The sequence below is a fragment of the Photorhabdus cinerea genome, assembly GCF_011189575.1.
Lineage (GTDB): Bacteria > Pseudomonadota > Gammaproteobacteria > Enterobacterales > Enterobacteriaceae > Photorhabdus > Photorhabdus cinerea.
On sequence record NZ_PUJW01000045.1, the window covers coordinates 1 to 11,453 of the forward strand.

The 11,453-nt window shown below is 48.5% G+C and carries 7 protein-coding genes; 1 reads left to right on the top strand and 6 read right to left on the bottom strand.

Annotated features, from left to right (window positions below):
* Positions 1-7,923, top strand: a 7,923-nt coding sequence (locus tag C5469_RS21350) for a non-ribosomal peptide synthetase (RefSeq protein ID WP_166310559.1), incomplete at its 5' end; no start/stop codon positions are given.
* Between the two features lie 233 nt (positions 7,924-8,156).
* Here C5469_RS21350 and C5469_RS24595 read toward each other — a convergent pair.
* From C5469_RS24595 to C5469_RS21380, 6 genes are all read right to left on the bottom strand, one after another.
* Positions 8,157-8,423, bottom strand: coding sequence for a hypothetical protein (locus C5469_RS24595; protein WP_166310563.1), 267 nt, complete (start codon positions 8,421-8,423; stop codon positions 8,157-8,159).
* A gap of 497 nt (positions 8,424-8,920) precedes the next feature.
* A complete protein-coding gene (locus tag C5469_RS21360; protein WP_242689552.1) occupies positions 8,921-9,391 on the bottom strand; it encodes a hypothetical protein in 471 nt (156 codons plus the stop codon).
* 57 nt (positions 9,392-9,448) lie between these two features.
* Positions 9,449-9,706 (bottom strand): immunity protein, encoded by a 258-nt coding sequence (locus tag C5469_RS21365; protein WP_166310560.1) that lies wholly within the window; start codon positions 9,704-9,706, stop codon positions 9,449-9,451.
* Entirely contained in the window at positions 9,703-10,311 is a 609-nt protein-coding gene (locus tag C5469_RS21370; RefSeq protein ID WP_166310561.1) for a hypothetical protein, read from the bottom strand. Before C5469_RS21370 ends, C5469_RS21365 begins: the two co-directional genes overlap by 4 nt.
* A 54-nt stretch (positions 10,312-10,365) precedes the next feature.
* Positions 10,366-10,665 (bottom strand): hypothetical protein, encoded by a 300-nt coding sequence (locus C5469_RS21375; RefSeq protein ID WP_166310562.1) that lies wholly within the window; start codon positions 10,663-10,665, stop codon positions 10,366-10,368.
* Positions 10,655-11,453, bottom strand: a 799-nt coding sequence (locus C5469_RS21380; RefSeq protein WP_242689553.1) for a VENN motif pre-toxin domain-containing protein, incomplete at its 5' end; no start/stop codon positions are given. The genes C5469_RS21380 and C5469_RS21375, both read right to left, overlap by 11 nt.

Below are 11,453 nucleotides of genomic sequence, written 5' to 3' on the forward strand. Positions count from 1 at the left end.
GCCCGCTATCTGCCGGACGGAGATCTGGAATTTCTGGGTCGTAACGACGAACAGGTTAAAATCCGGGGCTTCCGGATTGAACTGGGGGAAATTGAGGCGCGGTTGGTGGAGCATCCGGCGGTGCAAGCGGCGGCGGTACTGGCATTGGATGATGGATATAGTAAACGGCTGGTTGCCTATGTGGCGGCGGAAAAGAAGGCGGGATTGGCTGCGGATTTGCGTGAATACCTGAGTGCGATTTTACCGGACTATATGGTCCCGGTCGCTTTTGTGCGGCTGGATACCTTCCCGCAAACCCCGAATGGTAAGCTGGATCGCCGGGCGTTGCCTGCGCCGGGGGAAGAAGATTTTGCTCGTCAGATTTATGCCGCCCCGCAAGGGGAGTCAGAGGTCACTCTGGCGGCTATCTGGCGTGAGTTATTGGGGATTGAGCAAATCAGTCGGCATGATAGTTTCTTTGCGTTGGGTGGTCATTCACTGCTCGCTGTGCGGATGATTGAACGCCTGCGTCACTTGGGGTTGACACTGACGGCGCGCGATCTGTTCCAGTCTCAGGCTCTGTCGGAGCTGGCTCAAGCGTTGGGACAGCACCAGGCTGTGATAGTGCCGCCTAACGTCATCACGCCGGAAACCACATCGTTGATGCCAACAATGTTGCCACTGATTGATTTGACTCAGACTGACATTGACCGTCTTGTCGAGCAGGTACCAGGAGGAATGACCAATATTCAGGATATCTATGCGTTGTCACCGTTGCAGGACGGTATCCTGTTCCATCATCTGTTAGAACAGGAAGGTGATCCGTATTTGTTGCTCTATCCGGTGGCTTTTGCTAACCGGTTACTACTGGACCGTTATCTGGCAGCGGTACAACAGGTGATTGATCGTCATGACATCTTGAGGACGGCTTTTATTTGGCAGGGATTGTCAGTCCCGGCGCAGGTGGTTTGGCGTCGGGCACGGTTGCCTGTGACGGAATTGACGCTGGACCCGGCTGACGGCCCAGTGATTGATCAGTTAACCCAGCGTTTTGATCCGGGTCAATATCGTCTTGACCTAACTCAGGCGCCGTTATTGCATTTTATTATCGCTCAGGAAACCGATGGTCGCTGGTTCTTACTGGAATTGCAGCATCACTTGATCGGCGACCATGAAACGATGGAAATGATGCACCGTGAAGTACAGGCATATTTTGCCGGGCAAGGGGAATGCCTGTCTGCGCCGGTACCGTTCCGCAATCTGGTGGCGGAAGCCCGGCTGGGGGTGAGTCAGGCAGCGCATACTCGCTTCTTTACCGAAATGCTGGCGGAGGTAGATGAACCGACGCTGCCGTTCGGACTGACGGAGGTGCATCGTGACGGATCTCAGATGAGGGAATCTCACCGGATGCTAACGGCTGCGTTGAATGACCGTCTGCGTAGTCAGGCCAGACATCTGGGTGTCAGTCTGGCGGCACTGTGTCATCTGGCTTGGGCGCAGGTATTGTCGCGTACCAGCGGGCAGGAGAAAGTAGTGTTCGGTACCGTGCTGTTTGGGCGTATGGCTGTGGGAGAGGGGGCTGATAGTGGGATGGGGCTGTTTATGAATACCCTGCCATTGCGACTGGATATGGATGAGACCCCGGTACGGGACAGCGTGCGGATGGTGCATCTGCGACTGGCTGAATTACTGGAACATGAACATGCTTCACTGGCGCTGGCTCAACGGTGCAGTGGTGTACAGGGTGAAATCCCACTCTTTAGCGCCTTGTTCAACTATCGGCATAATGATCAGCTATCGATTCTGGATGAAACGATGGATGGCATTGAATTTCTGGGCGAACAGGAACGGACTAATTACCCCTTTGGACTGTCGGTGGAAGACGGTGGTTCCACGTTGGGGCTGACGGCTCAGGTGGTACAGCCGTATGATCCGGATCGGTTATGCGGTTATATGCAGCAGGCGCTGGAAAGTCTGGTAGAGGCCCTTGAGCAGGCCCCGGAGACACCGGTACGTGCCCTGAACGTCTTGTCTGAAACGGAACGCACATTGTTGCTGGAAACTTGGAATGCTACTGAAACCGCGTATCCTGACCCGTTATGTCTTCATCAACTGTTTGAGCAACAGGTGGAGAAAACCCCGGATGAGATAGCGTTAGTGTATGAAGAGCAGCGCCTTAGTTATGCTGAACTAAATGCCCGCGCCAACCGCTTTGCGCATCAACTGATTGCATTGGGCGTAGAGCCTGACCAACGAGTGGCGATTTGTGTGGCACGTTCGCCGGAGATAGTGGTGGCGCTGTTAGCGGTGCTGAAAGCCGGCGGGGCTTATGTGCCACTGGACCCGACTTATCCGGGAGAACGTCTGGCGTATATTCTGAATGATACCGCCCCGTCAGTGTTACTGGTTGATGAAGCTGGTCGAGCGGCGCTTGGTGAAGAAGTGCTTACAGGGTTGACAGTACTTACTCCGGGTACCTTGTCAGACCAGCCGGACAGTAACCCACAGCTACCCACGTTGACGCCACAACATCTGGCTTATGTCATCTATACCTCTGGTTCAACTGGGCAGCCGAAAGGGGTGATGGTGGAACATCAGGCAGTGTATCAACGTCATCTGGGTTTTAATGAGATTTATGGCGTCACTGTGCAAGATCGGCTGTTACAATTTTCCTCTTTTGCGTTTGATGTTTCAGTAGAAGAATGCTGCTTGTCCTTGTGTAATGGCGCCACATTAGTGATGCGCGATGAGCGTTGGTTAACTTCTATGCAGGAATTTATTGCCTTAGCCTGGCAAAACCATATCACGGTGATGTCTCTGCCGGCGTTGTTTTGGTCCGAACTGGTTGCCAGAGACAATGGATTACCGCTACCGGATTGCCTTAGACTTATCATCATTGGGGGCGAGGCAGTGAAAAAGAGCGCTGTTCAGGAGTGGTTTGCGCGGGAAGTCCACCGTCCACGACTATTGAACGCTTATGGCCCGACGGAAAATACCGTGACGGCAACCTGTAAGGAGATATTATTCCCGACAGACGATAGTTCTATTGGCCGCCCGGTTAAAAATACCTGTATCTACCTGCTGGACGTAGATGGTCAGCCAGTACCATTGGGCTGTGTTGGCGAAATGTATATTGGTGGTGTCGGTGTAGCGCGGGGTTATCTTAACCAGCCGGCATTGAGCGAAGAACGTTTTATACCAGATCCATTTAGTCGGGTGTCTGGTGCGCGGATGTATCGCACTGGGGATTTGGCCCGTTACTTGCCGGACGGCAATCTGGAATTCCTGGGCCGTAACGACGAGCAGGTAAAAATTCGAGGCTTCCGGATTGAACTGGGGGAGATTGCCACCCGATTGATGGAACATCCGGCGGTCCAGGAGGCGGCGGTGCTGGCATTGGAGGATGGGCAGGGCAAACGTCTGGTTGCCTATGTGGCAGCGGAAGCGAATACGGAGTTGGCTGCCAGTTTACGCGAACACTTGAGTGCCATTTTACCTGATTATATGGTTCCGGCAGCCTTTGTGCGTCTGGATACCTTCCCTCAGACCCCGAACGGCAAGCTAGATCGCCGGGCATTACCGGCACCCCGGGAGGAGGATTTTGTCCGTCAGGTTTACGCAGCTCCGCAAGGGGAGACTGAGATTGCCTTGGCGGCCATTTGGCGTGAGTTATTAGGCATTGAGCAGATCAGCCGGCATGATAGTTTCTTTGTGTTGGGGGGCCATTCCCTGCTCGCTGTACGCATGATTGAACGCTTGCGTCGCTTGGGATTGACACTGGCGGCGCGTGATCTGTTTCAATATCCGGTACTGTCAGACTTGGCCCAAACATTGGGACAACATCAGGCTGTGGTGGTGCCACCTAACGTTATTACACCGGCCACGACAGCGTTGACGCCGGCGATGTTGCCGCTGATTGAGCTGACTCAGACTGATATTGATCGCATCGTCGGGCAGGTACCGGGCGGAGTTACCAATATTCAGGATATCTATGCCTTATCGCCATTGCAGGACGGTATCCTGTTCCACCACTTGTTGGAACAGGCAGGTGACCCATATCTGCTGCTCTATCCGTTGATCTTTGCGAATCGGTCTCTGTTGGAGCGTTATCTGGCGGCGGTGCAACAGACGGTTGATCGCCATGACATCTTGCGGACGGCTTTTATCTGGCAGGGATTATCAGTTCCGGCGCAAGTGGTTTGTCGCCGGGCGCAGTTGCCCGTGACGGAACTGACGCTGGACCCGGCTGACGGCCCAGTGATTGATCAGTTAACCCAGCGTTTTGATCCGGGTCAGTATCGTCTTGATTTGAGTCAGGCTCCACTACTGCATTTTATTATTGTTCAGGAAACTGATGGCCGCTGGGTCTTACTGGAACTGCAGCATCATTTGATTGGCGACCATGAAACGCTGGAAGTAATGCACCGTGAAGTACAGGCGCATTTTTCCGGACTGGGGGAGCACTTGCCTGAACCAGCTCCTTTCCGCAATCTGGTAGCTCAGGCTCGGTTAGGGAAAAGTCAGGAAGAGCATACCCGTTTCTTTACCGAGATGTTGGCGGAGGTGGATGAGCCAACGTTGCCATTCGGACTGGCGGAGGTGCATCGTGATGGATCTCAGATGAGGGAATCTCACCGGATGCTAGCGCCTGAGTTGAATGATCGTCTGCGTAGTCAGGCCCGGCATTTTGGGGTCAGTCTGGCGGCGCTGTGTCATCTGGCCTGGGCGCAGGTGCTGTCGCATACCAGTGGTCAGGAAAAAGTGGTATTTGGCACCGTCCTGTTTGGGCGCATGACAGCGGGGGAAGGGGCAGACAATGGCATGGGGCTGTTTATGAATACCTTACCGTTGCGACTGGATATCGATGATACCTCGGTACAGGATAGCGTGCATGAGGTGCATCTACGACTGGCCGGGTTGCTGGAGCATGAGCATGCCTCATTAGCGTTGGCACAACGATGCAGTGGTATTGCCGGCGGTACACTACTGTTTAGTGCGCTGTTCAACTATCGACACAATGCCTTATCGGCAACGCCTGATGACATTATCAGCGGTATTGAATTTCTGGAAGGACAAGAACGGACTAACTATCCATTTGGGCTGTCAGTGGAGGACGGTGGTTCCACTTTGGGGCTGACCGCTCTGGTGATACAGCCATTTGAGCCAGATCGGCTATGCGGTTATATGCAACAGGCGCTGGAAAGTCTGGTGGGAGCACTGGAACAGGCACCGGATACGCCGGTACGTGCGCTGAACGTGCTGCCTGAAACGGAACGTACCCTGTTATTGGAAACCTGGAATACCACGGAAACCCCGTATCCTGACCCGTTATGTATTCACCAACTGTTTGAACAACAGGCAGAGAAAACCCCAGAGGCGACTGCGTTAGAGTATGGAGAGCAACGTCTCAGTTATGCCGAATTAAATGCCCGTGCCAACCGGCTGGCCCATCAACTGATTGCGCTGGGTGTAGAGCCAGATCAACGAGTGGTGATTTGCATGGCACGTTCGCCGGAGGTAGTGGTAGCGCTGTTGGCGGTGCTGAAAGCGGGTGGGGCCTATGTACCTCTAGATCCGACTTATCCGGCAGAACGTCTGGCGTATATTTTGAATGATACTGTGCCATCAGTGGTATTGGTTGATGAAGCTGGCCGGGTGGAACTTGGCGAAGAAGCGCTGACGGGGTTGACAGTACTTACTCCGAGTACCTTGCCAGACCAGCCGGACAGTAACCCACAGGTGCTCACGTTGACGCCACAACATTTGGCTTATGTCATTTATACCTCTGGTTCTACCGGGCAGCCGAAAGGGGTGATGGTGGAACATCAAGCTGTGTATCAACGTCATCTGGGTTTTAATGACACTTATGGCGTCACTGAGCAAGACCGGCTGTTACAATTTTCCTCTTTTGCTTTTGATGTTTCAGTAGAAGAATGCTGCTTGTCATTGTGTAATGGCGCCACGTTGGTCATGCGTGATGATCGTTGGTTGACTTCTATGCAGGAATTTATTTCCTTAGCCCGGCAGAACCGTATCACGGTCATGTCTCTGCCTGCGTTATTCTGGTCTGAACTGATTGCCAGAGATAATGCTTTACCGCTACCGGATTGCCTCAGATTCATCATCATTGGTGGTGAGGAGGTTAAAAAGAGCGCAATTCAGGACTGGTTTGCGCAGGAAAGCTACCGACCTCGACTATTGAATGCTTATGGGCCGACGGAAAATACTGTGACGGCGACCTGTAAGGAGGTTTTATCCCCAACCGATGATTGTTCTATCGGTCGACCACTTAAGAATACCTGCGTCTACCTGCTGGACAAACACGGTCAGCCTGTACCATTAGGCAGCGTTGGCGAAATGTATATTGGTGGTGTCGGTGTGGCTCGTGGCTATCTTAACCAGCCGGAGTTGAGCGCAGAACGTTTTATACCAGATCCTTTCAGTCCAGTATCCGATGCGCGTATGTATCGTACCGGGGATTTGGCTCGCTACCTGCCGGACGGCAATCTGGAATTCCTTGGCCGTAACGATGAGCAGGTTAAAATTCGAGGTTTCCGAATTGAACCGGGAGAGATTGAAATCCGGTTGGTGGAATACCCCGCTGTGCAAGAGGCGGCGGTGTTGGTGTGGGATAATGGGCAGGACAAGCATCTGGTTGCTTACGTGGTGGCGGGTACGGATGAGGGATTGATTGCCAGTTTACGTGCTCATTTGAGCGCCATTTTACCTGATTATATGGTGCCGTCAGCGTTTGTGCGTCTGGATGCCTTCCCGCAAACTCCAAACGGCAAGCTAGATCGCCGGGCATTAGCGCCACCGGGGGAGGGAGATTTTTCCCGTCAGGTCTATGAAGCACCGCAAGGGGAAACTGAAATAGCCCTAGCGGCGATTTGGTGTGAGTTGTTGGGCGTTGAGCAGGTCAGTCGGTACGATAATTTCTTCGCATTGGGCGGCCATTCATTGCTCGCTATGCGAATGATAAATCTTGCTGCCGGTCAGGGGTTGATTTGCACATTAAATAATCTGTTCCAATTCCCGGTACTGACTGAATTGGCAGCAAAAATCACATTAGATTCGCTGTCCCAGCCGCAAACCAGCGCCGTATCGGTGCGACTTGATGGAACAGAGCAGCCATTGTTCTTTGTTCCCAGCGGGATGGGGGACTATTCCTATGTCTTCGGGCTGGCTAATCATATGCAATCTGGCTACCCGATTTATGCACTGCCCTGGCAGTCTATCGATGAAGAGCCGATGGCAACGATGGAAGAGCAGGCAGCCAGAATGATCACCTTGATGAAAGCGGTTCAGCCGGAGGGTCCGTATCGGATAGGAGGTTACTCCTCTGGCGGTATATTGGCTTATGCGATTGTGCAGCGGCTTTTGAGTGTTGGTGAGACGGTTAATTTCTTAGGCTTGATTGATACGCCGGCGCCTCATTATTTTGGGGAACAGTCTATGCAACCTAAACACCAGTTCTTTAGTGAGTTGGCCCGACAGTCAGGGGAACAGCACACAGAAGCGGTCGCGGCGTTGTATCAGAGAATTGATGAGCTGAATTTGGTGCAATTTATTGAGGTGGCACAACAATTGGCGTTATATCCGGCAAATCTGAGTGCTGGTGTTATTGCGAAACGTTGGGAGCAGATAGAGAACTATACGCAAATAGTCAGAAATTATCAGCCGCAAGCATTAGAGATAATATTGCATCAGCTTTATGCGATAGAACCTTACCCCGTTATTTCTTTTGTGACGGATGAAAAGCCAGAACTTGCAAATATAGAACCGTCGTTAGGCTGGGAACGGATAATGCCTGATACTTTGCTTCGGTTGATTGCTATTCCGGGTAACCATTTTAGTTTATTGGAGGATAATGAGAATAGAACTGCTTTAGCTCAGGCTCTGAATATAGCGTTGACAATCAATGGTAATGGGGAGGGGCAATAACACTAATATATTAAGCGGTATTGACTAGTTTAACGTTGGCGTGATAATCCGGTATATATTTATGCCGGATTATTTTTATGTAAAACAAGGTGGGTGATAATTGCTATATTAAGTTGTTTTGTCGTATTCTCTTGCCATTTTTTTATTTTGTTGATTTTTTCATATTGAAAATATATTTAATTGTATGGTTTTGATTTTCACGAATGATTTATATGTAATGACCTAATATTAAATCAGTGATTACAAATAATAAAGTGAAAACCACAAGGGTAATATAAAATAAAGGTGTTTTTTATTTTTTTGGAAAAAAGAATGGATGTATATAATGAAATTGTAAAAATAATCATGAAACAAATAAATTCAAATCCTATAAGAGCATGTAATTTACTTGAAAAGTCATAACTAGAGATAAAGAGCATCATTGTATTATATGCGCTAAACAAAGAGGTTAATATTGTGATAATAATATTTATTGTTGGAAAGTAGAGATACCCATCAATTCCATTTGGCTCTTATCTTCACCTGTAGCACAAAAATCTGATTCATGTAATGCTGGGTTTTCATACTGAATACATTTCATAAAATTTCTCCAAATAGTAATCCAAAAGCTGGATGTTAATTTCATTTATGTGATTTATATTGGCGATAAAACATAAACCAACAACCTATTACGCTAATAGACCACAATAAAAACCGATTTTAATGAATAACAAAATATCAGCTTTAGATAACTCAAAAGGTAACCCATAAAAGATCAAAAAAACGATTCACCAAGTATTCTAACTAAAATAGCCCCCACCGACATACAAACTATGTAGGATATGAATAAATATAACAAACCACCATTTTTCCGATATTTTCATTTATCCTCTCCTTGGGCGCTATTTTAATTTTTCATTTAGCTGGTCATTAATAACTTCTGTAGAAACTGAATTCATTATATTACCAGTCGTCCTCGGTAATGTACTTAGAGGTAATGGCTTCGAAATCCCCATTCCTACATTAACCCATTCATAATTTTTCCCAGGGGATTTTGAACCTGTTTACCTATCCCATAACCAATCCCGGAGGCTACACCACTTATCGCCCCACCTTTTAACGGATCATCCCCTTTCACATAACTCGAAGCCGCCCCCATACCTGCATTCCAGGCTATTGTGCCCCACAGACCAGTATTGGTCGTGAATACCCCCGTCCAGTACGCAAAAATAGCATCATTGGGGTCGACATTGCCATTAGCAAGATATTGGATACCGGTATTGGCTCCGGCACCAATCAGGCCCGTGGTTGCAGCGCTTCCCGATAACAATGGCAAGGCCAAGATACTCCCTTCCGCGGCAACCATAGTCTGACAAGAGAGTGGCGTATGACCACTACAGGCTTTCTGGATTTCGGTTTGCTTGTCCTGTTGCCATTTCTCAACTGTACCTTTTTTATTCGCTTCTGCTGCCGCCAGTAAATTCGCCAAAGAGTTATTCTCAATAACAATGTAAAAGCCCTTGTACGATAGCCAAAGTTGGTCCGGTCATCGATCAAATGGTGGCGTCTTATTCTCGCGATTTTCTTTCAAACGGGATAAGATCCAGATTCCCACTCCTAATGGTAATCCTATTGCTCCTCCTCTTCTTACTGAATCTAAAGTATTATTTGCCCATTCAAAATAAAAATGTCCATCTCTTAAGAAAAAAATAACAGCGACTCCAAGTCTAATAAAAAGCAAAGCAAATGTTATAAGGAAAAAAAATGAAATAGCTAGTTTTATCATAAGCCTAATATCTTTCATCTTTTTCCTTCCCTTGCTTCCAATTGTTTCTGAACTTCCGAGCCGGCTATTTCCGATGCTCCAGCTCCCAAAATAGCTCCTGTTAAATTAGATGTTTTATTCGATATTATTGGTTTCAGTTGATTTCCGGCAGTAATAATTTTACTTCCGGTCGAACCAACTATATTACCAATAGCTGCCCCCGCCACTGGTGCAAGAGGGTTTTTATCCTGTAGTTTTGCCCCAACATAAGCACCTGTTATACTCGCCACTTCTGTAAACCAAAACCCTTTGCCTTGCGTTACCGCCCCCGTTCCCGTGGCTATCAGTGCATCAGTCATGTTCACAGAACCATTTGTAAGCTGATTACTAATGTTGGCCGTTCCACTAATTAGACCTCCAGCAAAAATACTGCCTACCGTTGCTCCCGATGGCAGCAGCACTGGTGCCACTACTGTGGACATCCCCGCGCCCCATGCTGTTATCAATCCTCTTACCGGATCTTGTCCTTCCGAGTGATCGCCTTTGGCATGTTTTGACAATGCCGCTGAAATCTCTTGAGAAGATTTACCTTCATTTAACATAGCGGTAGCCAGACTGGATGCTGACCGACCGTAATCCATCATTCCTTTGGGTAAGCTCAGGGCATTATTATCCGCTATTATCCCGTAATAGACATTTTATTTCTCCTCCTTGTTTTTGTTTGGTGAAGAAAGTTTCTTATAAAATTCTTGTATTAGACTAAATAAATAAATAAATAATCCAAATATTACCCCACCACTACCGCCTACTTTTATACTGAATTTTAATCCATTAATAGCTGGTTGAATGTCTAAAAGAAAATACCCTTCTTTAAAAAATAGAATAAGGTACGTTAAAGGAATGCTAATCATACAACACACTGAAAAAATCATTCCCCATCCCAATACTAGATAGATAAATTGTTTTAGTCTAAAAATAATGCCCCTTTTATTGTTCATTTTTTATTCCTTGTGTTTTCTTTACTCCTTTTTCTGCAATGTAATCTGTTGCAGTTCCAGCATAATTTCCGATAATTGTCCCACCAATCTCTGAAGCTTTATTAGAATAACCTTTAGAAAGCATTGCACTGGTAAACTTCCCCCCCACTTTATTACCAATTACAGTACCAACGGCGTTACCTAACATTGAGGTTGTAGGATCTTCCCCTTTAACTTTACTTCCTAAATAAGCGCCCCCTGTATTCACAAGGGTACTAAATAGCGTTCCTTTGCCTTGAGTTAATGCGCCAGTTCCTACCGCTATCAGTGTATCTGTTGCACTATAGTGTTCTCCTGGTTTCAACGTTAAAAGCTGTTTGGTGGCATCGGTTGCTCCACCTAAAATACCTCCACCAATGACTGCCGCGGCCCCAGCAATAGGGCCAACTATAGTCCCTCCCACAGCAGAAGCACCTGCCCCCCAAGCGACTAATAATCCTCTTGCCGGATCTTGTCCTTCCGGGTGATCGCCTTTGGCATGTTTTGACAATGCCGCTGAAATCTCTTGAGGGGATTTACCTTCATTTAACATAGCGGTAGCCAGACTGGATGCTGACCGACCGTAATCCATCATTCCTTTGGGTAAGCTCAGCGCATTATTCTCAATCGCATTCTTCCCGGCCTGCGCGCCGGTAAGGGCGCTGGCGGTGGAGTCACCGGCAATGCCGCCTGCCAGTCCCGCGGCCAGCGTGGACAGGGTGCTGATAGTCTGTTTTTGCTCTTCACTCAACTCACTAACTTTGGCCCCA

What these genes read in the sequence shown, in the direction of transcription:
- C5469_RS21365 (WP_166310560.1), bottom strand. Translation starts at nt 9,706, where the DNA reads ATGAAAGATATTAGGCTTATGATAAAACTAGCTATTTCATTTTTTTTC.
- C5469_RS21370 (WP_166310561.1), bottom strand. Translation starts at nt 10,311, where the DNA reads ATGATGGATTACGGTCGGTCAGCATCCAGTCTGGCTACCGCTATGTTA.
- C5469_RS21375 (WP_166310562.1), bottom strand. Translation starts at nt 10,665, where the DNA reads ATGAACAATAAAAGGGGCATTATTTTTAGACTAAAACAATTTATCTAT.